This is a genomic window from Lactonifactor sp. BIOML-A5 (assembly GCF_009677585.1).
In the GTDB taxonomy this organism is placed as follows: Bacteria; Bacillota; Clostridia; order Lachnospirales; family Lachnospiraceae; genus Lactonifactor.
Genome location: NZ_WKYV01000004.1, coordinates 58,465 through 81,916 on the forward strand (window position 1 = coordinate 58,465; position 23,452 = coordinate 81,916).

General features: G+C 45.1%; 26 protein-coding genes. All 26 read left to right on the forward strand.

All coding sequences use genetic code 11. The annotated features are described in order from the left end of the window. Positions 1–24: 24 nt before the first annotated feature. The 26 genes from GKG41_RS03995 to GKG41_RS04120 all read left to right on the forward strand — a co-directional run bounded on the left by GKG41_RS03995 (position 25) and on the right by GKG41_RS04120 (position 23,414). The gene (locus tag GKG41_RS03995) at positions 25–669 is read left to right on the forward strand and encodes an adenylate kinase (RefSeq protein ID WP_154257249.1); all 645 of its coding nucleotides are present in this window, start codon (positions 25–27) and stop codon (positions 667–669) included. 3 nt (positions 670–672) lie between these two features. Continuing rightward, positions 673–1,428 carry a type I methionyl aminopeptidase gene (gene map, locus GKG41_RS04000; RefSeq protein ID WP_154257251.1) on the forward strand — a complete coding sequence of 252 codons (756 nt, stop codon included), beginning with the start codon at positions 673–675 and terminating at the stop codon, positions 1,426–1,428. Between the two features lie 7 nt (positions 1,429–1,435). Next, the gene (locus tag GKG41_RS04005) at positions 1,436–1,720 is read left to right on the forward strand and encodes a KOW domain-containing RNA-binding protein (RefSeq protein WP_154257254.1); all 285 of its coding nucleotides are present in this window, start codon (positions 1,436–1,438) and stop codon (positions 1,718–1,720) included. A gap of 21 nt (positions 1,721–1,741) precedes the next feature. Continuing rightward, positions 1,742–1,960, forward strand: a complete 219-nt coding sequence (infA, locus tag GKG41_RS04010; protein WP_005950464.1) for a translation initiation factor IF-1 — start codon at positions 1,742–1,744, stop codon at positions 1,958–1,960. A 125-nt stretch (positions 1,961–2,085) separates the two neighbouring features. Continuing rightward, positions 2,086–2,199 carry a 50S ribosomal protein L36 gene (rpmJ, locus tag GKG41_RS04015; RefSeq protein WP_003497809.1) on the forward strand — a complete coding sequence of 38 codons (114 nt, stop codon included), beginning with the start codon at positions 2,086–2,088 and terminating at the stop codon, positions 2,197–2,199. A gap of 388 nt (positions 2,200–2,587) precedes the next feature. After that, entirely contained in the window at positions 2,588–2,956 is a 369-nt protein-coding gene (rpsM, locus tag GKG41_RS04020) for a 30S ribosomal protein S13 (RefSeq protein WP_072849201.1), read from the forward strand. Between the two features lie 54 nt (positions 2,957–3,010). Further along, the gene (gene rpsK, locus GKG41_RS04025) at positions 3,011–3,403 is read left to right on the forward strand and encodes a 30S ribosomal protein S11 (protein WP_072849199.1); all 393 of its coding nucleotides are present in this window, start codon (positions 3,011–3,013) and stop codon (positions 3,401–3,403) included. Between the two features lie 18 nt (positions 3,404–3,421). Beyond that, on the forward strand, positions 3,422–4,015 hold the full coding sequence (rpsD, locus tag GKG41_RS04030) for a 30S ribosomal protein S4 (RefSeq protein ID WP_154257256.1): 594 nt from the start codon (positions 3,422–3,424) through the stop codon (positions 4,013–4,015). An 82-nt stretch (positions 4,016–4,097) separates the two neighbouring features. Further along, positions 4,098–5,057 (forward strand): DNA-directed RNA polymerase subunit alpha, encoded by a 960-nt coding sequence (locus GKG41_RS04035; protein ID WP_072849195.1) that lies wholly within the window; start codon positions 4,098–4,100, stop codon positions 5,055–5,057. Between the two features lie 189 nt (positions 5,058–5,246). Further along, positions 5,247–5,783 (forward strand): L17 family ribosomal protein, encoded by a 537-nt coding sequence (locus tag GKG41_RS04040; protein WP_072849193.1) that lies wholly within the window; start codon positions 5,247–5,249, stop codon positions 5,781–5,783. 154 nt (positions 5,784–5,937) lie between these two features. Continuing rightward, positions 5,938–6,855, forward strand: a complete 918-nt coding sequence (locus GKG41_RS04045; protein WP_154257258.1) for a diacylglycerol kinase family protein — start codon at positions 5,938–5,940, stop codon at positions 6,853–6,855. Between the two features lie 45 nt (positions 6,856–6,900). Then, complete coding sequence (locus GKG41_RS04050; protein WP_154257260.1) at positions 6,901–7,458, forward strand: manganese efflux pump; 558 nt, start codon at positions 6,901–6,903, stop codon at positions 7,456–7,458. A 271-nt stretch (positions 7,459–7,729) separates the two neighbouring features. Next, positions 7,730–9,844, forward strand: a complete 2,115-nt coding sequence (locus tag GKG41_RS04055) for a glutamine synthetase III (RefSeq protein WP_154257262.1) — start codon at positions 7,730–7,732, stop codon at positions 9,842–9,844. A 90-nt stretch (positions 9,845–9,934) separates the two neighbouring features. Then, positions 9,935–10,273 (forward strand): P-II family nitrogen regulator, encoded by a 339-nt coding sequence (locus tag GKG41_RS04060; RefSeq protein ID WP_154257264.1) that lies wholly within the window; start codon positions 9,935–9,937, stop codon positions 10,271–10,273. Between the two features lie 117 nt (positions 10,274–10,390). Beyond that, positions 10,391–11,665, forward strand: a complete 1,275-nt coding sequence (locus tag GKG41_RS04065; protein WP_154257266.1) for an ammonium transporter — start codon at positions 10,391–10,393, stop codon at positions 11,663–11,665. A 253-nt stretch (positions 11,666–11,918) separates the two neighbouring features. Next, complete coding sequence (locus GKG41_RS04070) at positions 11,919–12,836, forward strand: MoxR family ATPase (protein WP_154257268.1); 918 nt, start codon at positions 11,919–11,921, stop codon at positions 12,834–12,836. 19 nt (positions 12,837–12,855) lie between these two features. Next, positions 12,856–14,631, forward strand: a complete 1,776-nt coding sequence (locus GKG41_RS04075; protein ID WP_154257270.1) for a nitric oxide reductase activation protein — start codon at positions 12,856–12,858, stop codon at positions 14,629–14,631. Positions 14,632–14,730: 99 nt separating this feature from the next. Further along, positions 14,731–15,414: a WecB/TagA/CpsF family glycosyltransferase gene (locus tag GKG41_RS04080; protein WP_154257272.1), complete on the forward strand. Its 684-nt coding sequence runs from the start codon at positions 14,731–14,733 to the stop codon at positions 15,412–15,414. Positions 15,415–15,421: 7 nt separating this feature from the next. Then, on the forward strand, positions 15,422–16,300 hold the full coding sequence (locus tag GKG41_RS04085) for a YitT family protein (RefSeq protein ID WP_154257274.1): 879 nt from the start codon (positions 15,422–15,424) through the stop codon (positions 16,298–16,300). Positions 16,301–16,448: 148 nt separating this feature from the next. Beyond that, positions 16,449–17,537: a helix-turn-helix domain-containing protein gene (locus GKG41_RS04090; RefSeq protein ID WP_072849174.1), complete on the forward strand. Its 1,089-nt coding sequence runs from the start codon at positions 16,449–16,451 to the stop codon at positions 17,535–17,537. A 35-nt stretch (positions 17,538–17,572) separates the two neighbouring features. Then, complete coding sequence (ftsE, locus tag GKG41_RS04095; RefSeq protein WP_072849172.1) at positions 17,573–18,259, forward strand: cell division ATP-binding protein FtsE; 687 nt, start codon at positions 17,573–17,575, stop codon at positions 18,257–18,259. Continuing rightward, positions 18,249–19,157: a permease-like cell division protein FtsX gene (ftsX, locus tag GKG41_RS04100; RefSeq protein ID WP_154257275.1), complete on the forward strand. Its 909-nt coding sequence runs from the start codon at positions 18,249–18,251 to the stop codon at positions 19,155–19,157. Before ftsE ends, ftsX begins: the two co-directional genes overlap by 11 nt. Before the next feature lie 68 nt (positions 19,158–19,225). Continuing rightward, positions 19,226–20,428 carry a S41 family peptidase gene (locus GKG41_RS04105; protein ID WP_154257277.1) on the forward strand — a complete coding sequence of 401 codons (1,203 nt, stop codon included), beginning with the start codon at positions 19,226–19,228 and terminating at the stop codon, positions 20,426–20,428. 86 nt (positions 20,429–20,514) lie between these two features. Further along, a complete protein-coding gene (locus GKG41_RS04110) occupies positions 20,515–21,384 on the forward strand; it encodes a DegV family protein (RefSeq protein ID WP_154257279.1) in 870 nt (289 codons plus the stop codon). A gap of 312 nt (positions 21,385–21,696) precedes the next feature. Then, on the forward strand, positions 21,697–22,794 hold the full coding sequence (locus GKG41_RS04115; RefSeq protein ID WP_154257280.1) for a radical SAM protein: 1,098 nt from the start codon (positions 21,697–21,699) through the stop codon (positions 22,792–22,794). Then, entirely contained in the window at positions 22,791–23,414 is a 624-nt protein-coding gene (locus GKG41_RS04120) for a TetR/AcrR family transcriptional regulator (RefSeq protein ID WP_154257282.1), read from the forward strand. The genes GKG41_RS04115 and GKG41_RS04120 overlap by 4 nt, the downstream gene beginning before the upstream one ends. Positions 23,415–23,452: the final 38 nt, after the last annotated feature.

Consider the following 23,452-nt stretch of genomic DNA (forward strand, 5'->3'; position numbering starts at 1 on the left):
ATGTATACAGGGAGGTATAAGTCTATGAAAGTTATCATGCTGGGAGCACCAGGTGCAGGAAAAGGAACGCAGGCTAAAAAAATTGCAGCAAAATATACAATTCCCCACATTTCTACGGGAGATATTTTCAGGGCAAATATTAAAAACGGAACCGAACTGGGCAAAAAGGCCAAAACCTATATGGATCAGGGACTTTTGGTGCCGGATGAGCTGGTGGTGGATCTTGTGGTTGACAGGGTACAGCAGGCTGACTGTGAAAACGGTTACGTTCTGGACGGATTTCCGAGGACCATCCCACAGGCGGAAAGTCTGGATGAGGCTCTGAAAAAGCTGGATCAGAAAATTGATTATGCTATTAATATAGAAGTTCCCGATGAGAATATTATCCGCCGTATGTCGGGGCGCAGGGCATGTGTGGGCTGCGGAGCAACCTACCATGTGGTCTACAACCCTCCGAAAAAGGAAGATGTGTGCGATGTATGCGGGGAAAAGCTGATCCTGAGAGACGACGATCAGCCGGATACAGTAAAAAAACGTCTGGATGTTTATCATGACCAGACACAACCGTTAATTGACTACTATGAAAAGTCAGACGTATTAAAAGAGGTGGACGGCACTATGGATATGGAAGACGTATTCAGGGCTATCACCGCCATATTAGGAGCTTAAACAATGTCAGTATCGATTAAAACTGCTAGAGAGATTGAACTTATGAGAAAGGCCGGACAGCTGCTGGAGCAGGTGCATGATGAACTGGAACGGTTTGTTCGTCCGGGCATCTCCACCCTGGATATTGATCACTATGGAGAGAAATTAATCCGGGATTTGGGATGTGTACCTAATTTTCTGAATTATAATGGTTACCCGGCATCTATCTGTGTTTCTGTGAATGATGAAGTGGTGCACGGGATACCCAATAAGCATCATATCTTAAAAGATGGGGACATCGTCAGTCTGGATGCCGGCCTGATTTATCAGGGGTATCACTCGGACGCGGCACGTACCCATGCAGTTGGAACAATCAGCGCGGAAGCTAGAAAGCTGATAGAAGTAACAAGACAATCCTTCTTCGAAGGTATCAAATATGCCAGGGCAGGAAATCATCTCTACGAAATCTCTGCTGCTATTGGTGCCTATGCCGAGAGCTTCGGCTATGGCGTTGTACGCGATCTGGTAGGACATGGAATCGGAACGCATCTCCATGAGGACCCACAAATTCCTAATTTTCCCCAGAAGCGCAGGGGAATCCGGCTTCAGCCCGGTATGACACTGGCCATTGAGCCTATGATTAATCAGGGCAGGGCCGATGTGGCGTGGCTGGATGATGACTGGACGGTTGTCACGGAGGACGAATCCTTATCCGCACATTATGAAAATACGGTTCTTATTACAGACGGGGAACCCGAGATTCTGACTCTCAGCAGGTAGACGGCTTATGGTAGAGTTGAGAAAAGGGATGCTTGCCAAATCAAAAGCCGGTCATGATGCGGGAAAAGTATTTGTCATAAAACAGGCGGATTCGGAATATGTGTATCTAGTGGATGGCCGCAGCCGGACGCTGGACCATCCAAAGAAAAAGAAAAGAAAGCATATTCAGGTGATTTACCGCACCCCGTTTACACTGGAAGAGGTATTTGCGGCAGGCAAAGGGGTTACCGACGAAACAGTCAAGAAAGCAATCAAAGAATATAATAAGAATGTTCTTACAGAACGTGTATGAGAGATAATAGGAGGATTATATATGTCAAAGGCAGATGTTATTGAAGTAGAAGGTACTGTATTGGAGAAACTTCCCAACGCAATGTTCCGCGTAGAACTGGAAAATAAGCACGTAGTGCTGGCTCATATCAGCGGTAAGCTCAGGATGAACTTTATTCGAATTTTACCGGGTGATAAGGTTACCATTGAATTATCCCCATATGATTTGTCAAAAGGAAGGATCATCTGGAGAGATAAATAAAAAAGTTTCCATTTTGTGCAAAAATTGCTTGCAATTTGTGTTGGACAATGATAAAATATAAAACGAACTTTTGTGCTGGCATATGAAGATATGCCCATTGACGCATTAAGAAAGGAGGGTTACCAGTGAAAGTAAGATCATCTGTGAAGCCTATTTGCGAAAAATGTAAAATCATCAAAAGAAAGGGTAGCATCAGAGTTATCTGTGAAAACCCAAAACACAAACAGAGACAGGGCTAATTCTATTAGGCTTGCTTTTGTGTGCAAGGAGTTAATGAAATAAACTCCTAATTTTTATGTGCGGCTGCAGTATGAACCACCAGGAGGTGTTGTTCATATTTGTTCAAATATATGGTGAAAATTGTTTATCCTGTCCAGAAATGGATATCCTTTATATATTCCGGGACAGACATGATTATTCACGTAATATTGGCGTAATACCGGGAGACCGGAAAGGTCGCGGACTTGTCTGCGGCTGGGTGTGAAAATGCCCCGTCAGCTTTTCATACCTCAATTAGGTAACAATATTAACACAGAATCCGGCGGAAACGCACACATTTCAGGCATAAGCTATGCTTATGAGCTGCGACAGGCTGGGATCTGCAGTAGAAAATGGAGGAATAATCACATGGCTCGTATAGCTGGTGTAGACTTACCAAGAGAAAAACGTGTAGAAATCGGACTGACTTACATCTACGGAATCGGCAGAGTAAGCGCAACCCGTATTTTAGAAGAGGCAAAAGTAAATCCTGATACCCGTGTCAGAGACTTAACAGACGAAGAAGTAGGAAGAATCCGTGACGTAATCGATGAGACACAGGTAGTAGAAGGTGATTTGAGAAGAGAAATTGCTCTGAACATCAAGAGACTGCAGGAGATCGGATGCTACAGAGGAATTCGTCATAGAAAAGGACTGCCTGTTCGCGGACAGAAGACAAAGACAAATGCCAGAACAAGAAAAGGTCCTAAGAGAACTGTTGCTAACAAGAAGAAATAAGCAGCACCCGTAACTGAATGAACAAAGTAAATGAGAAAGTAGGTTAGTTTAAAAATGGCTAAAGTTACAAAGAAAGTGACAAAAAAGCGCGTAAAGAAAAACGTTGAACGCGGACAAGCACATATCCAATCATCTTTTAATAACACAATTGTTACATTAACAGATGCTGAAGGAAATGCTTTATCATGGGCAAGTGCTGGTGGTCTGGGATTTAGAGGTTCAAGGAAATCTACTCCATATGCAGCTCAGATGGCTGCGGAAACTGCTACAAAAGCAGCGTTAGTACATGGACTTAAAACTGTAGATGTTATGGTAAAAGGACCAGGATCAGGAAGAGAAGCAGCAATCCGTGCTCTTCAGGCCTGCGGTCTTGAAGTAACAAGTATCAGAGACGTGACACCGGTTCCACACAACGGATGCCGCCCACCAAAACGCAGAAGAGTCTAATAGGAGGTAGTATATACAATGGCAGTTAATAGAGTACCGGTTCTTAAAAGATGCAGATCCCTTGGCCTGGATCCAGTTTATTTAGGAATTGACAAAAAATCAACCAGACAGTTAAGAAGAGCAAACCGTAAGATGTCCGAATACGGACTTCAGTTAAGAGAAAAACAGAAAGCCAAATTCATCTACGGTGTTCTGGAAAAACCTTTCAGAAACTATTATGAAAAGGCTGATAAAATGCAGGGGATGACAGGTGAAAACCTGATGACTCTGTTAGAGCTTCGTTTAGATAACGTAATCTATCGTATGGGACTTGCAAGAACAAGAAGAGAAGCAAGACAGATCGTTGACCATAAGCATGTGATGGTAAACGGCAAGCAGGTTAACATTCCTTCTTACCTTGTATCTGTAGGCGATACCATCGAGATTAAAGAAAAATGCAAATCTTCTCAGAGATATAAAGATATTTTGGACGTTACAGCAGGAAGACTTGTTCCCCAGTGGCTTGATGTAGATCAGGAAGCTTTAAAGGGAGAAGTGAAAGAAATGCCTACCAGAGAGGTAATCGACGTTCCTGTTGATGAAATGTTAATCGTCGAATTATATTCTAAATAATTAAAGCATCACACTCACGGCATATGGGTTTCCATATGCCTGTTGAGACGATGTGCATTATGCACTGCAAGGAGGGCTTTGCATGTTCGATTTTAACAAACCTAAAATTGAAATCACAGAAATTTCTGATGATAAAAAATACGGCAGATTCGTTGTGGAACCACTTGAGAGAGGGTATGGCACTACACTTGGCAATTCTCTTCGCAGAATTATGCTTTCTTCCTTACCGGGAGCGGCAGTCAGCCAGGTGAAGATCGAGGGCGTTCTCCATGAATTCAGCTCTATTCCAGGTGTTAAGGAAGATGTGACAGAGATCATCATGAACTTAAAAAGCCTGGCAATCAGAAATAACAGTGACAGCAACGAACCTAAGATTGCATACATTGAATTCGAAGGGGAAGGGGTTGTAACTGCCGGCGATATTCAGGTGGATCAGGATATAGAAATCATGAATCCGGACCTGGTAATTGCCACCTTAAACGGCGGTGCTGACAGCAAATTTAATGCGGAACTTACAATTACCAAAGGCCGCGGATACATCAGCGCTGACAAAGGAAAAACGGATGATATGCCCATTGGTGTGATTGCGGTGGACGCTATCTATACACCGGTAGAGCGTGTCAACCTGACGGTAGAAAATACCCGTGTTGGTCAGATTACCGACTATGATAAATTAACATTGGATATCTATACAAATGGGACATTAGACCCTGATGAGGCAGTGAGTTTAGCTGCAAAAGTATTGAGCGAACATTTAAGCCTGTTCATTGATCTTTCTGAGAATGCCAAGACAGCTGAAGTTATGATTGAGAAGGAAGACAATGAGAAAGAAAAAGTATTAGAGATGAACATTGACGAATTAGAACTCTCTGTTCGTTCTTATAACTGCTTAAAGAGAGCTGGTATCAATACTGTGGAAGAGCTCTGCAACCGTACTTCAGAGGATATGATGAAGGTTCGTAATCTGGGCCGCAAGTCACTGGAAGAGGTTCTCGCAAAGCTGAAAGAGCTGGGTCTGCAGTTAAATCCCAGCGACGAATAAAATTTTGCCCGTCAGGCATCCCAGTGATGCCGTGCCCTGCAGGCAGGGTCCGGGGTACCCCTTACTACACGCCTGATAGGCGTGTGCACGGCGTATGCCGTAGGTTTAAGTATGGAAAACACAGCAGTCTGTCAGTAAGACCGATGAATGCATGGCAGATTGTTCCACACAAATGGAGGAAATATAAAAATGGCGAAATATAGAAAATTAGGCAGAACATCCAGCCAGAGAAAAGCTTTGATCAGAAATCAGGTAACTAATCTGTTATACAACGGAAAAATCGTTACTACAGAATCAAAAGCAAAAGAAATCCGCAAAGTAGCAGAAGGCTTAATCGCTTTAGCTGTAAAGGAAAAAGACAACTTTGAGACTGTGACCGTAACAGCTAAGGTTCCCCGCAAAGACAAAGACGGCAAGAGAGTGAAAGAAGTCGTTGACGGAAAGAAAGTAACTGTATTCGATGAAGTACAGAAAGAGATCAAAAAAGACGCTCCTTCCAGACTTCATGCAAGAAGACAGATGTTAAAAGTATTCTATCCAGTAAAAGAAGTTCCTGCGGATAAAGCCGGAAAGAAAAAACATACAAAAGAAGTTGATTTAGTAGACAAGATGTTTACTGAAATCGCTCCCAAGTATGCAGACCGCAACGGTGGTTACACACGTATCGTAAAGATCGGACAGCGTAAAGGCGATGCTGCTATGGAAGTTCTTCTGGAGTTAGTTTAAGTCACATAACGAAAACCATCAGGTGTTCCCGGTAATACGGGGGCACCTTTTTCTTTCGTATAAGAACCGCGCTGCCGGACAACTGAATATATCTTGCAGGAAATTTCCCGCTATAGTAAAATATAAACATTACAGGGAAGCAGAGGAAACAATTATGGCAAAGAAAATGTTATTTATCTATAACCCCAGATCGGGGAAGGCGACGATTAAGACCAAATTAATGGATATTATAGATATATTTATCAAGGGTGGATTCCAGGTGGAGGTTCACCCCACACAGGGCTATCTGGACGCTATGAAGGTAACCCGGGAGCGGGCGGGGGAATTCCATATGGTGGCCTGCAGCGGAGGAGACGGTACCCTGGATGAGGTGGTGACCGGCCTGATAAAAGGGCATCACACCACTCCTCTGGGGTATATACCGGCAGGGAGCACCAATGATTTTGCCAGCAGCCTTCACATATCCAAAAATATGCTGAAAGCTGCTGACGATATTGTGCACGGAGAGATGTTTGCCTTTGATGTAGGTAAGTTTAATCACGATGTATTTGTGTATATCGCAGCCTTTGGATTGTTTACAGATGTGGCTTATGAAACGAACCAGGATCTGAAGAATATTTTCGGGCACGTTGCATATCTTTTAGAAGGGATGAAGCGTCTGTATGGCATCCGTTCCTATCAGATGAGGGTGGAAAGCAGTGAGGGAACCTTTGAGGGAGATTTTATCTTCGGTATGGTGACCAACTCTGTCTCCGTGGGAGGCTTTAAGAAGCTGTCCGGAAAGAATGTGGAGCTGGACGACGGCCTGTTCGAGGCTACATTTATCCGAAAGCCAAAAAATCCTCTGGAACTGCAGGAAATTATCTCCTCCCTTCTTATGGCAGAGGATAATACGGAGCTGATAGAATCCTTTAAAACAGACCATCTCATCATTGAGACAGAAGAGGAGGTAGCCTGGACTTTAGACGGGGAATACGGGGGCGATCACATGAATGTAGAGATACGCAACAGAAAGCAGGCAGCCAGCATCGCTATTTCTTCCAAGGAGGACATGCAGCTTCTGGAGGATTAAGAATACTATAGTATTAAAGTCATAAATGAGTAAGTATGGTGTGATATGAATGGCATCTTGTTGAGTGAGATCATACTCTTCGTTATAGCTTTAACTATGGATTCATTTGTCATAAGCTTTGCTTATGGAATTAGTAAATGTAAGCCCTCTCTGGGCGTTGTGATAATGATGAATGGAGTCTGCAGTCTGGTTCTCGGCATTGCTCTCATAGCCGGAGGATTTCTGGGTACCTTAATTCCGGACTGGGTGACGAAACAAATATGCTTTGTACTGCTTCTGCTGGTTGGGGGATATAAATTGATTGCAGCCTGCAGAAAGAAAGAGACTGTGGATCAGACAGAGATAAAAGAACTTTCCTGGACAGAAGGATTTTTGCTGGCACTGGCCCTTTCGCTGGACGGTTTAGTTGCAGGGGTCGGGGCCGGCCTTTTATATTCAAATAAACTGCTTCTTGTGGCCTGCTCGTTCGTGGCCGGTATCGCTGTTATGCTTCTGGGATGGATGCTGGGCTACAGATGCAGGCATTTTATCCGCCGGGATTTATCCTGGATCAGCGGGGCCTGCCTCCTTCTGCTGGCTCTCCGGACTATCATGGGAGTATAAAGGGCAGACCGGATAATGCACAGAATGTGAGCATTGTCGTTTTTACTAAAAAGAAAATTAAATGTTCATTAGATTTATATAAAATGCGACAAAATAAGAAATTTGCGAAAATCCCCTTGCATTTTTAGTGTTTTTGCGGTATCTTAATACCAGATTGGAAATGACATTCCAGTAAATGTGTACGAGTGAACAAGGGCGTTCCACTTTTAGTGGATCGCCCCTCTTTTTGTTTAAGGCCCGTACAGAAATAATGTTTGAAAGGATGGAAGGTATGAGTGAATTTACAAATGTAGTGGAGATATTCGGGGAAAATGTGTTCAACGATTCCGTTATGCAGGCCCGTCTGCCGAAGAAAGTTTATAAAGAGTTAAAACAGACCATCGAAGAAGGAAAAGACCTGACCTTAGAAATCGCTGATGTGGTTGCCCATGAGATGAAAGAGTGGGCCATCGAAAAAGGAGCTACCCATTATACCCACTGGTTTCAGCCATTGACGGGCGTTACGGCAGAGAAACATGATTCCTTCATTACGGCTCCCAAGGAAGACGGAAAAGTCCTGATGAGTTTTTCAGGCAAAGAATTAATTAAGGGTGAGCCGGATGCTTCTTCCTTCCCATCAGGAGGATTACGGGCAACCTTTGAGGCGAGGGGATATACGGCATGGGACTGCACCTCACCGGCATTTGTGCGGCAGGATGCGGCCGGCGGAACCCTCTGTATTCCCACCGCATTCTGTTCCTACACCGGGGAAGCGCTGGACCAGAAAACACCTCTGCTCCGTTCCATGGAGGCTATTAATGAACAGAGTCTGCGGCTGCTGAAGCTTTTTGGAAATACTACCTCAAAACGTGTGACACCTTCGGTAGGTCCGGAACAGGAATATTTCCTGGTAGACGAAAAGAAATTTCTGCAGAGAAAGGACCTTATATTTACAGGCAGAACTTTATTTGGAGCAATGCCTCCAAAGGGACAGGAGCTGGATGATCATTATTTCGGAACCATTCGCCAGAGAATTGCAAGCTTTATGAAGGATGTGAACCAAGAACTCTGGAAGCTGGGGGTTTCCTCCAAGACACAGCATAACGAGGTGGCGCCTGCACAGCATGAGCTGGCACCTATCTACGCAAAGGTAAATATTGCGGTGGATCACAATCAGCTGATTATGCAGACGTTAAAAAGAGTTGCCTGTCAGCATGGTTTGAAATGTCTGTTACACGAGAAGCCGTTTGCAGGGGTAAATGGTTCAGGGAAGCACAACAACTGGTCGCTGACTACAGATGACGGCATTAACCTGTTAGAGCCGGGAAAGACCCCTCATGAAAATGTACAGTTTCTTCTGGTTCTCAGCTGTATTTTAAAAGCAGTTGATATTCACGCAGACTTGCTGAGAGAATCAGCGGCCGACGTAGGAAATGACCACAGACTGGGAGCCAACGAAGCTCCGCCGGCGATTATCTCCGTATTCCTGGGAGAACAGCTGGAGGATGTTCTGGAACAGCTGGTGAGCACAGGATCAGCCACCCACAGCATTAAAGGCGGAAAGCTAAGCACGGGAGTCCGCACCCTTCCAGACCTGTATAAGGATGCCACAGACAGAAACAGAACCTCACCGTTTGCATTTACCGGAAATAAATTTGAGTTCCGTATGGTTGGATCCAGGGATTCTGTTGCAGGGCCCAATGTGGTTCTGAACACAATCGTTGCAGAGGCATTCCGGGAAGCCTGCGATATTCTGGAAGCCTCTGATGATTTTGAGATGGCAGTTCATGATATTATCAAGAAGAACTGTGCGGATCACCAGAGAATCGTGTTTAACGGCAACGGATATTCCGAAGAGTGGGTAAAAGAGGCGGAGAGAAGAGGTCTTCCTAATATTACATCCATGGTGGATTCCATTCCGGCACTGGTTACAGATAAAACAGTTAAGCTTTTTGAAGAGTTCCATGTATTCTCCAAGGCCGAGCTGGAGTCTCGGGTAGAGATTAAATATGAATCCTACGCCAAGGCTATTAATATAGAGGCCAGAACTATGATCGATATGGCCGGAAAGCAGATTATTCCTGCGGTTATCAAATATACTACAACATTGGCAGAATCCATCAATGCCGTCAAATTGGCCGGAGATGTGGATGTCAGTGTGCAGACAGAGCTGCTGACGGAGACATCCTCCCTTTTGAAAGAAACTAAAGAGGCATTAAAGACCCTGATCCGGGTTACAGAAGAAGCTGCAGCAAAAGAGGAGGGCTGTGATCAGGCTACATATTTCAGAGATACTGTATTCCCGGCTATGGAGGCACTGAGAGCTCCCGTGGATAAACTGGAGATGATTGTAGACAAGGAAATATGGCCTATGCCGTCTTACGGTGATTTGTTATTCGAAGTATAAAGTGTACCATATCATTTTGAAGAGAACGAGGAAGTTCCCAGCTAAGGGAACTTCCTCGTTTTTTATAAATAAAACAAGGAGGAATAGAGGATGAAAAAGCTGGAGATTGTTGTTAAACCGGAGAAGCTGGAAGATCTGAAAATGATTTTAGATGAATGTAATGCCAGCGGACTGATGATCACCAATATCATGGGATACGGAAATCAAAAAGGGTTCAGGCAGCTGTACCGGGGGGCAGAATATCAGGTAAATCTTCTGCCAAAGATAAAGGTAGAGTCCGTGGTGGACGATAAGGCTGCCGTACAGATTATTGACAAAGTAGTGGATCGGATTAATACAGGGAATTACGGAGATGGGAAAATATTTGTGTATGATGTGGAGGATGCGGTCCGTATCCGAACCGGTGAGAGGGGAGCCGAGGCTCTCTAGAAGAATAAATATTATGAAAAGGTTATGCTGTCAAAGGGGATAGCTGTCAGATAAGAGGAGTCTGGCAACTATCCCCTTTTAGTATATGTGTGTAAAGAAAAAGAGGAGGCGTTGTATATGTATTTATCAGATTTGTTGGGAGGCAGTACAGAGGTTACTGCACTGGCGGAAGCGGCCGAGCTGCTGCTGAATATTGTATGGACATTATTGGGAGCATTCCTGGTGTATTTTATGCAGGCAGGTTTTGCTATGGTTGAGTCGGGATTTACAAGGGCGAAAAATGCCGGCAATATTATTATGAAAAATATGATGGATTTTGTATTGGGAAGTCTTTGCTTCTTCCTGCTTGGCTTCGCTGTTATGTTCGGGCCGGATGCAGCCGGCATTATTGGAACTTCGGGCTTCTTTCAGCCAACTGCTCTGGCAGATGCAAATGGGATGTACCGGGGACTTCCTATCGGCGTGTTCATGATTTTTCAGACCGTATTCTGTGCCACATCTGCTACTATTGTTTCAGGCGCTATGGCAGAGCGTACGAAATTTGTTTCTTATTTGATTTACAGTGCGGCCATCAGTATTTTCATTTACCCGGTAACCGGCCATTGGATCTGGGGAGACGGATGGCTGGCATCCATAGGCTTCCATGATTTTGCCGGATCTACGGCAGTCCATATGGTGGGTGGTGTCTGTGCGCTGGTGGGTGCAAAAATCATTGGTCCGCGTATAGGAAAGTACGGTTCAGACGGAAAGCCAAAGGCAATACCGGGACATAACCTTCCTATCGGCGCACTGGGTGTATTTATCTTATGGTTCTGCTGGTTCGGGTTTAACTGCGGCTCCACCACAGGCGCTTCCACTAATCTGGGGGATATTGCTATGACCACAAACCTTGCAGCTGCGGCAGCTACACTTGCTGCACTGTTTATGACCTGGATTCGTTATGGAAAACCAGATGTTTCTATGACACTCAATGGATCTTTGGCAGGACTGGTAGCTATTACCGCAGGCTGCGACGTGGTTTCCAATTACTCTGCCATAATCATCGGCCTGGCTGCAGGAATTGCCGTGGTACTTGTAATTGAATTCATTGACCGCAGACTAAAGATTGATGACCCGGTGGGGGCCATCGGGGTCCACGGCTTCTGTGGACTGCTGGGTACCATACTGACAGGAGTATTCGCATTCGAAAACTCAGGGATTAAGCTCTCAACACAGATGATTGGCGTAGGGGCGGTTCTGGTGTATGTGCTGGTACTTGCATTTCTTGTATTCACAGTAATTGATAAGACAGTTGGGCTTCGTGTATCGGAAGAGGAAGAGAGAGACGGACTGGATGTACACGAGCATGGGGCACCGGCGTATGCGAACTTTAATCTGCACAGGGATAAATAAAAGATTTGGAGAGGGCTGTACCGGGAGGTATGGCTCTTTTTATTACATAGGAAACTGCTGTCTGCGGCAGCCCGCCGCAGGCGGAGATTACGCCTTCGCACAATCTTTCTTGTTTGGTTAGTGTACATTCTGGATAATTTAAGTTATAATAGAGGAAGGCAAGGAAGATGGCCGTAAGCGGCCGCGCTCCGGTGCGCGAGTCCGGCTTGCCGGACGCTTTTTTATAGAAGAAACGAATCAGAAAGGATAAGAGATGATAAGAGAACTGCAATTTTTACAGGATCAGGGAGTGAATCCTTTTTTAATACAGGGGGTGGAGGAATTCCGCAGGCAATACGCGGTTGCGGATGAGGTGAAGTCCAGAATTGTTGCACCTAGTATTCCTTTTTACGGCAGGGAAGTTCTGGAGATGGCCATTGCCGCCTTACTGGAAGGGGAGAATCTGCTGCTTACAGGATCTAAAGCTACGGGAAAGAATGTGCTGGCGGAGAATTTGGCGTTTATGTTCGGAAGGCCGTCCTATAACGTGTCGTTTCATGTGAATACAAACAGCGGAGATTTGATTGGCACGGATACCTTTCGGAATAATGAGGTTGAGCTGAGAAAGGGAAGTATTTACCAGTGTGCTCAGTATGGGGGATTTGGGATCCTGGACGAGATTAATATGGCGAAGAATGACGCGGTTTCCGTACTTCACGCATCCCTGGACTACCGGAGAACCATTGATGTTCCGGGATATGACAAAATCGATCTCCACGGGGCTGCCCGGTTTATAGGAACCATGAATTACGGTTATGCGGGGACAAAGGATCTGAACGAGGCGCTGGTGTCCAGGTTTCTGGTAATTGATATGCCGGGACAGAGTGAGGAGACCCTGGAATTTGTATTTAAGAATATGTTTCCCGGACTGAAGGACGAGGCGCTGAAACAGTGGATTGGACTTTTTCTGGATCTCCAGCAGAAGGCGGCAAACGGGGAGATTTCCACAAAGGCGTTGGATCTTAGGGGGATGATTGCAGCCCTGAAAACGATTCAGTGTGGATTATCCCCGGCATTGGCGGTGCAGATGGGGGTTGTGAATAAGTGCTTTGACATTTTCGAAAAGGAAATAGTACAGGATGTGGTGACTACCAGGATTCCGGAGGCGTGGACCTCAGGAGAATTCTTTTGACTCATAGCGGAGGGTGCTGATGGAAGAACAATATACAGAATATCAGCTGGAATTGGAAAACAGAATAAAGAACCTTATGTGGACGGTGAGCGGTGACTACAGTCTGGAGATTAAGGCAGACGTGGATACTTTTCTGCGTTCCAAAGATATTGCCCTTTATGACGGAGTAAAACAGGGTGCTTTTGCGAAGTATTATGACAGGGACGCACTCAGTTTATATCTCGTCAAAAAGGTTTTCCTTCAGGCCCAGGAGGCTCCGCTGATGGCAGTGGCACAGATGTGCATTGAACAGGCGGTGTACCAGAGAATACTGGAGGAACGAAAAGGGGTTGCCGATATCAGGCGGCGGGCGTACAGGGATATCTTAGAAGAGGAATTCACAGCTCTGTCGGGAAATCCTCTGGGACATTTAAAGATCGCCCTCCTTAAAGAAGGGCTGCAGGGGACATACCAGGTGCCAAGAAATACCAGGAGCTGGATAGAGGAAATTTACAGCCTGAGCCAGGCTGAAGATACCATGGCCATTATCAGAGTCATTGACCGCCTGTATAATGCGCTTGTGGAGCCGGATTTTGAGAAACGGAAGGGCAGTCTGCAGAAGGTACTGGATATCACCCTGGAGGAACTGACAGAATACTCATGGAAGGACTTTCTCTCAGAGGAAATGTATGAAGAGACTCTGGAGAGTTACCTGGAAAAGGTAACGGAGACCATGACACAGATGGAAGTATTTCAGGAGGAAAAAGAAGAACAGGCCCCCCCGGAGCATTCACTGCAGAAAAAGATAGTGATTGTGGACGAGGAAGCCCTTCAAAAGATGTATACCTATGTGGAACGCAACTATGGGATTACTTATCTAAGCCCTGCGGAGGAAAAATCGCTGAATTACCAGCTTTGCAGAGGGATTCATGGAGACTGCAGCCTGTATTTTACAGAAGGGATTCTGAAACATCCTGCCCTTCGGAATTATCAGTATGAATACGCCAGAAAGCAGAAGGATAAAAATCTTTTTGAGTATTATGACAATCACCGGGTGGTTAAAAGAAATATAGTTATATTAAGCGATCTCCTGAAAAAGGCATTCGTTATGAGAGACGAGGTACAGGAAGTGCTTTCTGACAGAGGAACTATTGTCCCTTCTCTTTTGTGGAAAGTGGGGAGGACACAGGATGCAAAATTATTCCGGAGAGAACTGAAAAATGATGCCATTGATTTTGCCGTAGACGTTCTCATCGATGCCAGTGGATCCCAGCGCAGCCGTCAGGGTAAGGTGGCTATGCAGGCATACATTATAAGTGAGGCCCTCAGCAATGTAAACATTCCCCACAGGGTTATGAGCTTTTGTACCTTCTGGGATTATACCATTCTCCACCGGTTTCGGAGCTACGATGATGACAGGAGTATGAACGCCAATATATTCGAGTATATTACTTCCAGCAATAACAGGGACGGACTGGCGGTGAAGGCTGCCGGCCAGGGGCTGCTGCAGAGGGAGGAAGAGCATAAAGTGCTGATCGTACTCAGCGACGGAAGGCCCTATGATGTGGTTATCAACAGGCCCAACGCCAGAAATCCACAGCCGTATCAGGGGGAATATGCGATCCGGGATACAGCCTTTGAGATCCGGAGGCTGCGAAATCTGGGGGTATCGGTACTGGGAGTGTTTGCCGGTGAAGAAAAAGACCTGGCAACTGAGAAAAAGATATTTGGAAAAGACTTCGCATACATCAGAGACATCGGAAATTTTTCAAATATGGTAGGACGGTATCTGCTGAAGCAGCTGGAAGAAGAGTAAGGGGAGAATCTGTACCAGATTGGTCATACTTGAAATAAATGTTTTTTTCTGCTATACTCCATATATTGCAAAATAATCCAACTGATTTGGAGTGACTCTATGGAGAATAAAGTTGATATATTGGGTTTTCTGATTGATAAATATTCTGTGGACGAAATGCTGGAGATTGTGAGAAGACAGTGGGATGAACAGGGGCTTTTGACCTATGGCCTCATCACAATGAATCTTCTGATGGCTGCCAGAGAGGATGAAATCCTGGCAAATTATATACAGTCTCTGGATTTGAGTATCATCGGTGAACCGGAAGTTCTAAAAGCAGCAAAGATAGAAGAAGAAGCCATGCTCCAGGAGGTGACGAATCATGAATTCCTGGGGGCTTTCTTCATGTATGTAATCAATTACGGGAATACGGTTTTTGTACTCGGAGAGACTAAGGAAGAGGCCGATGTCCTGAAAAAGCATCTGGAAGAAACTTACGAGGGATTAAAGATTGCAGCTTCAGACTTTCTCTGCGGGGAGACCGCCGACGGGGAAGACCGGGTGATTAATGAGATCAACAGTGTATCTCCCGAGGTGATTCTCACCTGTTCCCAGAGCCTGTCCATGGAGCGGTTTGCTGTGGAGAACCGCAAAAAGGTAAATGCCAGAATCTGGATGAGTCTGGGAAGCCACGCAAATCTTCAGACAGAATCAGGTTTAAAATCGAACTGGCTGAGCAAACTATTAGAGAAGAGCACCTTTAAAAAAATGGTTGCCCGGTATAATAGTGAAAAAGGAGAATAACTGAATCATGTTCCTGCAGCATGGGAAATCAAAGGTAAAGAACTATGTTTTTATTACAGTAGGTACAGCATTGATGGCGCTGGCAATCAATTCCATTTATGACCCCATGAAGCTTGTAACAGGCGGTTTCAGTGGTTTAGCCATTGTTATCAAGACTGTTACAGAACCTATCGTGACAGGGGGCATTCCATTATGGCTTACCAATGCCATATTAAATGTACCTCTGTTTTTCATTGGAATAAAGATTATGGGCCTGCCCCTTCTTGCCAAATCCCTTTGGGGAACGGTCAGCTTATCTGTGTGGCTCTATATTTTGCCTGCCTTTCATTTGATTTCCGATGATTTGGTTTTGGCCGCTCTCTTCGGAGGTGTAATTATGGGGGTGGGAATTGGCTTTGTCTTTCTGGGACAGGGCACCACCGGAGGCACCGATATGGTTTCCGCCCTGATTCAGAGAAAGCTGCGCCATTATTCCATCGCTCAAATTATGATGTTTGTAGACGGTCTCATCGTGTTTATGGGAGCCTGGGTATTCGGACTGAACTTGGCACTCTACGCCATGATTGCTATATTTGTTACTGCAAAAATTACGGATGGATTGTTGGAGGGCCTGCATTACTCTAAAATAGCTTTTATCATCACGGATTCCTATGATTCGGTGGCAAGGGAGATTATGGAGAGCATTGAGCGCGGGGTGACAGGGATATCCGCGAAGGGTATGTACTCAAAAGCAAAAAAGCAGATGCTTTTCTGTGTTGTCTCCAAAAAAGAAATTGTGCCGTTAAAAGAGCTTGTGGCCAGGATAGATGAAAAGGCCTTTGTTATTGTGTGCGATGCCCGGGAGGTGCTGGGGGAAGGATTTATCCAGCAGGAACAAAAGAAATAAAATGTGTTTTTTTGGTGAATTACTCAATATTTCGCATTTTTACTTTCTTTTTTCGGGATTTTATATTATTATATAGAGTAGGGTTTTTTGTTTTTTATGGGAAAAAGCAAGGCTGGCAATACATTATATAATGGAAAGAGGGAAAAAGATGATATCAAATCAAGTACTGCAAAACACATTAGACGGATTAAAGAACATCTCAAGAACAGAATTTTGTGTAACGGATACTGAAGGTAAAGCTTTGGCTACGACATTTGCAGACACTGTATGCTCAGAGGACGAAGTCGTAGATTTTATTAATTCTCAGGCCGATAGTCAGATTATCAAAGGATATCAGTTGTTTAAAATATATGACGATCATCAGCTGGAGTACGTCTTAATCGTGGACGGTGACAGCCAGGATGTATTTATGGTGGGAAAACTCGTTGTTTTCCAGATCCAGAATCTTCTGGTTGCCTACAAAGAGAGATTTAATAAGGATAACTTTATCAAAAACCTCTTGCTGGATAACCTGCTTTTAGTGGATATCTACAACCGGGCAAAGAAGTTACATATCGACATTGATGTCCGTCGTGTAGTATTTATTCTGGAATCCAATCAGGATAAAGAATACGGTTCCCTGGAGGGGATCAAGAATGTGTTGGGCGGCAAGAACGGAGATTTCGTAACTGCCGTAGACGAGAAGAGTATCATCATTGTAAAAGAACTGAGTCCCACCGACGGCTACGACGAGGCGGACAAAGTTGCAAATACGATCTTAACTGCTCTTGGCATTGAGAAGGACGGCAAAACCCACATTGCCTACGGTACCATTGTTAAGGAATTAAAGGAGGTATCCCGTTCTTACAAAGAGGCAAGGATGGCTCTGGATGTAGGTAAGATTTTCTTTGGCGACAAAGAAGTAATTGCATACAGTTCTCTGGGAATCGGCCGGTTAATCTACCAGCTTCCCATACCACTTTGTAAAATGTTCATAAAAGAGATCTTTGATGGGAAATCACCAGATGACTTTGACGAAGAGACATTAACCACCATCAATAAGTTCTTTGAGAACAGCTTAAATGTATCCGAGACTTCCAGACAGTTATATATCCACAGAAATACACTAGTATACCGCCTGGATAAACTGCAGAAGAGCACCGGGCTGGACCTTAGGGTATTTGAGGATGCCATCACTTTCAAGATTGCACTTATGGTAGTGCGTTATATGAAGTATATGGAGACTCTGGACTACTAGGGTTTCGGATGCGCAGGAACACTTAGGAGGATAATATGATTGATTTAAAGGGCGTTAGCAAGTCCTATGCGAAAGGCCAGCCGGCCGTGAATAACGTAGACTTGCACGTAGATAAGGGTGAATTTGTTTTCGTTGTAGGAAACAGTGGATCCGGGAAGTCCACGTTGATCAAGCTGCTTTTAAAAGAGCTGGATCCTACTTCGGGAGTCATTACAGTAAACCAACAGAATCTCAATAAGCTAAAGAGAAGAAAGATAGCCAAATACCGCCGTGGGGTGGGGGTTGTTTTTCAGGACTTCCGTTTATTAAAAGATAGAAATGTATATGAGAATGTGGCATTTGCCCAGCGGGTAATAGAAAAGCCTACCCGTGTGATTAAAAAAAGAGTGCCTGAGGTGCTTACCATGGTAGGTCTAGCGGAAAAGTACAAATCTTTTCCGAAGGAGCTGTCAGGTGGTGAACAGCAGAGGGTTGCCCTCGCAAGGGCGCTGGTAAACCGTCCTGCGATCCTGCTGGCGGATGAGCCCACAGGTAATTTGGATCCGAAGACTTCCTTTGAGATTATGAAGCTTTTGGAGGAAATAAACGAAAGAGGAACCACAGTTCTTGTCGTTACACATAACAGAGAGATAGTAAATGCCATGAAAAAACGGGTAATTACTATGAAGAAAGGCGTCATTGTAAGCGACGAACAAGAAGGTGAATATCATTATGCGAATTAGTACCATAGGATACACACTGAAACAGGGTGTGAAGAACATCTTTAGAAACCTGAGATTTTCGCTGGCTTCTGTGGCAACTATGGCTGCCTGCATTTTCTTATTCGGACTCTTTCTGGCAATTGTCATGAACTTCAACTCCATGCTTCGGGAAGTGGAGGAAGGAGTTGGAATTACCGTATTTTTTGAAGAGGGTGCCAAACAGGAACAGATTGACAAGATTGGCCAGGAGATTAAAAAGCAGAAGGGCGTAAAGAAAGTCAAATACGTATCTGCGGAGGAAGCCTGGGAGTCCTTTATTACGCAGTATTTTGACGGTGACGATCAGGCCGCTGCAGGATTTAAGGATGACAATCCGCTGGCGAATTCCTCCAACTACGAAGTATATTTAGATAAAATCGAGGACCAGACAGAACTGGTTGCCTATATCGAAGGTCTGGACGGGGTGAGGGAGGTAAATCACTCCAAAAACGCCAGTACCACACTGACGAGTTTGAACAGAGTGGTAGGTTATACCTCCATTGGTATCATAATTATTCTGTTTGCGGTTGCATTTTTCCTTATCAGCAATACCATAGCCATGGGTATCTCTATCCGGAGGGAAGAGATTGGTATCATGAAACTGATAGGAGCCACTAACTTTTTTGTGCGTGCACCTTTCGTCATTGAGGGAATTCTTATAGGTCTGGTAGGCGCAGGTCTTCCTCTGGGACTGGTGTATGTCTGCTATAATCAGCTGATAAAGTATATCCAGGACAGATTCCATGTTTTTACAGCTATGGGCAGTTTCCTGACTGTACAGACAATTTTCCATATCCTTCTGCCTGTAGGATTAGGGCTGGGTGTTGGAATCGGTCTGCTGGGCAGCGCAGTTGCCATCAGAAAGCATCTGCGGGTATAATAATATGATTCAGAAAGGCTTCAGGGGATTCTCCCTCTGAAGCCTTCCGGTGTTTAAAGGAGCTATGTATGAAAGATTATAAATTTTTAAAGGGGTTCCTTTTGGGAGTCCTTCTGGCAGCTGTGGTAGGACTTGGAGGTTATCTTGGAGTAACCAATTATATCAGTGCAAAAGAGGCCCGGCAGGAGGAAACAGCGCCTGACAGTGCCAAAGCAAAGAAAAAGATTCAGCTGCTGGAGACGCTCATTGATGAGACGTATTTGGAAGACGCGGATGAGGATGCATTGACAGAAAGCATGTATGCCGGCCTGATTGATGGACTGGGAGACCCTTATTCCAGATATTATACAAAGGAAGAGTATAAATCCCTTACAGAAGAGACAGAGGGATCCTACCAGGGAATCGGGATTGTCATGCAGCAGAATCCCGATACAGGAGTGATTACCATTGTACGCTGCTATGAAGGGGCTCCCGGGGCAGAAGCAGGTGTCCTTCCCGGAGATATTCTGTATAAAGTGGACGGGGAGGAAGTTACGGGTACTGAACTTGCAGAGGTTGCAAAGAAAATCCGCAGCGAGGATACAGAATCAGCGAAGCTGACTCTTGCCAGGGACGGAGAAAACGATTATATTGAGGTAGATGTCAAAAAGGCCCAGGTGGAGATCCCGGTAGTATCCCATGAGATGCTGGAAAACCAGGTGGGATATATCGCAGTCTACGAATTTACAGCTGTCACGGTTCAGCAGTATAATGATGCGTATGCGGATTTGATGGCTCAGGGGATGAAAAAACTAGTCATAGACCTCAGAGGCAATCCCGGAGGGCTTCTCACAGCAGTATGTGACATCTTTAACAATATAGCGCCGGAGAAACTGATTGTATATACAGAAGATAAAAATGGAGAGAAAGAAGAATACCTATCCGGTAAGGGCACGAACATGGATGTTCCCCTAGCTGTTTTGGTAAACGGCAACAGCGCCAGCGCTGCTGAGATCTTTGCCGGAGCTGTCCAGGACTACGGGATCGGCACTTTGGTGGGTACTACCACATTCGGAAAGGGGATTGTCCAAAAAGTAACGCCTCTTACAGACGGAAGCGCGGTAAAGCTTACCATATCAAAGTACTATACTCCAAGCGGAAGGAATATACACGGAACCGGGATAACCCCGGATGTGGAGGTAGAACTGGATGAAGCCCTGAAGCAAAAGGTGACTATCAGCAAAGATGAGGATAATCAGCTGCAGAAAGCCCTTGAGGTCTTGGGGGAATAGAATAGAGTCTGTTGTATTTCTCAAAACACTTTGTTGAAGTTGGGAATTAAAAATGTTATGATAGAAAAAAAACGGAGGGGACATTTATGAATGACTTTGTAATAACGACAGAAAATACATCGGATTTGCCAAAAGACTATTACAGCCAAAACGGCATTACGTATATGTATCTGCCCTGTACAATAGATGGAGTGGTGTATAATAAAGAGAATGAAATGCCTTCAGGGGAATTCTACGAAAAAATGAGAGGCGGCAGCATGCCTACGACTTCCCAGATTAATCCCAACGATGCGAAGACAGAATTCTCCAGAATCCTTGACGAGGGAAAGGGGATTCTTCATATAGCATTTTCCTCCGGACTCAGCGGGAGCTATAACAGTGCCAGGATTGCCGCCGAGGAGATCCGGGAGGAGAGACCAGAAGCCAGGATTGCAGTGGTAGATACACTGGCTGCTTCCATGGGAGAGGGAATGCTGGTTTATAAAGCTGTGCAGATGCAGAAGGCGGGAAAAAGTCTGGAAGAGACCGCTGAATGGCTGGAGGCAAATAAACTGCATCTGTGCCATATGTTTACCGTAGACGATCTCAATCATCTGTACCGGGGCGGCAGGGTATCCAAAGCGGCCGCGGTTCTCGGCACTATGATTAATATTAAGCCTGTCCTTCATGTGGATAATGAAGGGCATCTGATCCCCCTTGGAAAGGTAAGAGGAAGGAAGAAATCTCTGGTGACTTTGGTATCCATGATGGAAGAGAGAGTGGGATCCTATCGGGATAAGAATGACATTATTATGATTAGCCACGGCGACTGTCTGGAAGATGCAGAATATGTTGCTAAGCTGGTGAAAGAAAAGTTTGGATATGATAATATTATGATTAATCCTGTGGGAGCAACCATCGGTGCGCACTCCGGCCCTGGTACAGTGGCACTGTTTTTCCTGGGAGAATACAGATAATAAAAAACCTGTGGGCGATATACGCACTGCACGCAAAAGGAAGATGGCAGCGCTTCGGCGTGGGAGTCCGGCTTAGCCGGGCTCTTTTTTTATTACATAGGAAACTTCGTTCCCTATGTAATAAAAAGCCCTGTGGGGGATCACACTGCGGCGGAAAGGAAGATGCTGCCTGCGACAGCCCGCCGCAGGCGGAGATTGCACTTTCTCGCAATCTTTCTTATTGACAGGCTAGTAATTATTAGCTATACTGAGGTTATGGGCTAGTAAATACTAGCCTGTGCGAACGAACGTATGATTGGAGCGGGAAAACAGATGGAGACATTTCGGCTGGAAGAATATTTAAGCAATGGAGTGGAACAGATGATCAAAGGAATTCTTAAGGCGTCTGCAGGGAACCCCAGAGAGAGTCTTTTTATGGTACAGTATGCCCGGGGCGGCAGAAAGAGAAGAGAGCTTCGCAGAAAACGAGAGGAAGAGGGGGTGCATATTCCGCCGTTTTTGATTGCCAGTATTACAAATCAATGCAATCTCAACTGCAAAGGCTGCTATGCCCGGGAAAATGAGAAGAGGGAAGGGTTTCGGGTGAAAAGAATGCTGACGGTAAAAGAGTGGGGAAACATTTTTGAAGAGGCTCAAAAATTGGGCGTAGGATTTGTGCTCCTTGCCGGAGGGGAACCTATGACGAGAAGAGATGTGCTGAGAGAAGCCGGAGAGTATAAGGGAATTCTTTTTCCCGTATTTACCAACGGGACATTGTTTGATAAGGATTATGCAAAACTCTTCGGAATACATAAGAACTTGATTCCCATTTTAAGCGTAGAGGGTGGGGAAGGACGTACAGATGACAGGAGAGGAGGGGGGATATACCGTAGAGTTCAAAGAACAATGGAACTTCTGCAAAACAGCCGTATTCTCTTTGGAGCATCGGTAACTGTGACAAAGGAAAACCTGGAGGAAGTGACAGGGGAAAATTTTCTGAAGGAACTTCGGACACGGGGATGCAAAGGGATAATATATGTAGAGTATGTACCCGTGGACAGGAAATCTGCCTCCCTGGCTTTAGAGGAGAGAGACCGGCAATATATGAACAGCAGAATACAGAGGCTGAGAAACGGCCAGGACGAGATGCTGTATATCTCTTTTCCGGGGGACGAGAAATCATCCGGGGGATGTCTGGCAGCAGGACGGGGATTTTTTCACATTAATGCTGCGGGGAATGCGGAACCATGCCCATTTTCCCCCTTCTCAGATACCAGTCTGCTGGATATGTCCCTGGAAGATGCTCTCCATTCCCCTCTTTTTAGAAAGCTTCAGACATCCGGACTTTTGACTGCACCTCATGAGGGCGGATGTGTACTGTACCAGCATGAGGAGAAGGTAGAGAACCTCCTGAAGGGAGGCAGCAGATGAAAACCAGAGAACGGATCATAGAGGAGGCGCTGAACCTTTTTTCCAGGAAAGGCTATCAGGGAACCAGTGTAAAAAATATTGCAGAGGCTGTGGGAATCAGGGACAGCTCTCTGTATAAACACTTCAGGAGCAAAGAGGAAATTTTTAGTACCATAGTGGAAGAAATGTCGCGCCGTATGGAGAAAATGTCACAGGCTTTGGGGCTGCCTGGGGAGAAGCACATGGAGGCGGCAGCGAAAGTATACGGGAAGCTTTCTGTGGACGGACTCTTGGAACTGAGCAGGAAGATATTTTTGTTTTATTTGAAGGATGAATTCGCATCCAGGTTCCGGCGGATGCTGACTATTGAGCAGTATTCTGACAAGAGGATTTATGAGGTATACAGAAAGATTTTTATGGTAGACAGTATTACTTATCAAACAGCGCTTTTCCAGGAAATGATGAGGCAGAGGGTTTTTAGTGAGGGTGATCCTGCCGCAATGGCAATGAATTTTTATGCCCCTATTTATTTTTTGCTGAACAAATACGACCAGATGCCCGGGGCCGAGGAGGAGGCGATGGGGGAGTTAGAGCGTCATGTAAGGGAGTTCTGCAGAATCTATAACTGCAGAAAGGGATAAAAAATTGAAAAAAGGAATGAGAACCTGTATGCCTGTTG

Bases quoted from the DNA above. Each gene is read 5' to 3' on its own strand.
- GKG41_RS04070 (WP_154257268.1), top strand. From the start codon at position 11,919: ATGATAAGAGAACTGCAATTTTTACAGGATCAGGGAGTGAATCCTTTT.
- GKG41_RS04050 (WP_154257260.1), top strand. From the start codon at position 6,901: ATGAATGGCATCTTGTTGAGTGAGATCATACTCTTCGTTATAGCTTTA.
- rpsD (WP_154257256.1), top strand. From the start codon at position 3,422: ATGGCAGTTAATAGAGTACCGGTTCTTAAAAGATGCAGATCCCTTGGC.
- GKG41_RS04005 (WP_154257254.1), top strand. From the start codon at position 1,436: ATGGTAGAGTTGAGAAAAGGGATGCTTGCCAAATCAAAAGCCGGTCAT.
- GKG41_RS04120 (WP_154257282.1), top strand. From the start codon at position 22,791: ATGAAAACCAGAGAACGGATCATAGAGGAGGCGCTGAACCTTTTTTCC.
- GKG41_RS04040 (WP_072849193.1), top strand. From the start codon at position 5,247: ATGGCGAAATATAGAAAATTAGGCAGAACATCCAGCCAGAGAAAAGCT.
- GKG41_RS04065 (WP_154257266.1), top strand. From the start codon at position 10,391: ATGTATTTATCAGATTTGTTGGGAGGCAGTACAGAGGTTACTGCACTG.
- GKG41_RS04035 (WP_072849195.1), top strand. From the start codon at position 4,098: ATGTTCGATTTTAACAAACCTAAAATTGAAATCACAGAAATTTCTGAT.
- GKG41_RS04055 (WP_154257262.1), top strand. From the start codon at position 7,730: ATGAGTGAATTTACAAATGTAGTGGAGATATTCGGGGAAAATGTGTTC.
- GKG41_RS04085 (WP_154257274.1), top strand. From the start codon at position 15,422: ATGTTCCTGCAGCATGGGAAATCAAAGGTAAAGAACTATGTTTTTATT.
- rpsK (WP_072849199.1), top strand. From the start codon at position 3,011: ATGGCTAAAGTTACAAAGAAAGTGACAAAAAAGCGCGTAAAGAAAAAC.
- map (WP_154257251.1), top strand. From the start codon at position 673: ATGTCAGTATCGATTAAAACTGCTAGAGAGATTGAACTTATGAGAAAG.
- GKG41_RS04080 (WP_154257272.1), top strand. From the start codon at position 14,731: ATGGAGAATAAAGTTGATATATTGGGTTTTCTGATTGATAAATATTCT.
- GKG41_RS04060 (WP_154257264.1), top strand. From the start codon at position 9,935: ATGAAAAAGCTGGAGATTGTTGTTAAACCGGAGAAGCTGGAAGATCTG.
- ftsX (WP_154257275.1), top strand. From the start codon at position 18,249: ATGCGAATTAGTACCATAGGATACACACTGAAACAGGGTGTGAAGAAC.
- GKG41_RS04075 (WP_154257270.1), top strand. From the start codon at position 12,856: ATGGAAGAACAATATACAGAATATCAGCTGGAATTGGAAAACAGAATA.
- GKG41_RS04090 (WP_072849174.1), top strand. From the start codon at position 16,449: ATGATATCAAATCAAGTACTGCAAAACACATTAGACGGATTAAAGAAC.
- rpsM (WP_072849201.1), top strand. From the start codon at position 2,588: ATGGCTCGTATAGCTGGTGTAGACTTACCAAGAGAAAAACGTGTAGAA.
- GKG41_RS04110 (WP_154257279.1), top strand. From the start codon at position 20,515: ATGAATGACTTTGTAATAACGACAGAAAATACATCGGATTTGCCAAAA.
- GKG41_RS03995 (WP_154257249.1), top strand. From the start codon at position 25: ATGAAAGTTATCATGCTGGGAGCACCAGGTGCAGGAAAAGGAACGCAG.
- GKG41_RS04045 (WP_154257258.1), top strand. From the start codon at position 5,938: ATGGCAAAGAAAATGTTATTTATCTATAACCCCAGATCGGGGAAGGCG.
- ftsE (WP_072849172.1), top strand. From the start codon at position 17,573: ATGATTGATTTAAAGGGCGTTAGCAAGTCCTATGCGAAAGGCCAGCCG.
- infA (WP_005950464.1), top strand. From the start codon at position 1,742: ATGTCAAAGGCAGATGTTATTGAAGTAGAAGGTACTGTATTGGAGAAA.
- GKG41_RS04105 (WP_154257277.1), top strand. From the start codon at position 19,226: ATGAAAGATTATAAATTTTTAAAGGGGTTCCTTTTGGGAGTCCTTCTG.
- GKG41_RS04115 (WP_154257280.1), top strand. From the start codon at position 21,697: ATGGAGACATTTCGGCTGGAAGAATATTTAAGCAATGGAGTGGAACAG.